Annotated in this window: 1 protein-coding gene and 1 pseudogene; both read right to left on the bottom strand. The window is 57.3% G+C overall.

Annotated features, from left to right (window positions below; all coding sequences use genetic code 11):
* The coding region (gene istA, locus OQZ28_RS17650; RefSeq protein ID WP_458136708.1) for an IS21 family transposase at positions 1-648 on the bottom strand (648 nt) is incomplete at its 3' end.
* Positions 569-824 (bottom strand): annotated as a pseudogene (locus OQZ28_RS17645) (secretion protein); the annotation flags it as partial. The gene istA and the pseudogene OQZ28_RS17645, both read right to left, overlap by 80 nt.

Here is an 824-nt window from a genome sequence, read left to right as displayed (position 1 = left end):
TGCCGCCGGCGTGCAGGCCTGTGGTTCAACCAGATAATGGGCGCACATCTGTAAAAAACGCCGGTTATAGTCCCGCGCCCGGCCAACAAAAACCGTTTCCACCGCAGTCTTCATATTATCGTAAATGCCCCGCTGGCATGCACCCCTGAAGAACGCAAAGCCCCGGTCATGCGCGTCAAACACCATTTCCTGCGCCTCGCGCGGATAGGCACGAATGAACATCATCCGGCTGTGGCACAGACGCATATGCGCGACCTTCACCTTTACCGCCACACCACCCAGAACGACAACCTCATGGCTCCAGTCAAACTGGTAAGCCTCTCCAGGTGCAAAACTCAGCGGAACATAGGCGGCCCGCCGCCCCATCTCATGGCGGTCTTCCCACCGTCGGCCATATCGCCTTACGGCATCATAGCTTCCTTCATATCCTTCCTCACGCAGCAGTTCGAACAGACGGATGAGGCTCAGCCGTTCGCGGGCCGGACGCGCCACGTTCTCCTCAAGAAGAGCGCACAATCTTCCCTCCCATGGACCAATCCGGGGAAGAGGCTGTCGTTCTCGGTGATAGTCAAAAGACGTCTGTCCCGACCGGATCACCTTGCGTACCGTCTGCCGCGATATCCCAAGGTCCCGGCAGATCGCCTTGATCGCCTTTCCTTCGACAAAATGCGCGCGACGGATCTTTCCAATTGTTTCCACAACAAGCATCCCAAACCGGGCCTCCATTCAGCATGAAGGCCATCGTGAACCCGTTTCTCAGAAAGGGGTCGTTTTTGGCTGCCTGTCCCCCTTCCGAAGGGGTCACTTTTCCATGCCGCTTAACA

It is taken from the genome of Komagataeibacter sp. NFXK3 (assembly GCF_054182245.1).
Note: the sequence above shows the minus strand (reverse complement) of the source record. Positions and strands in the feature narration are given on the sequence as shown.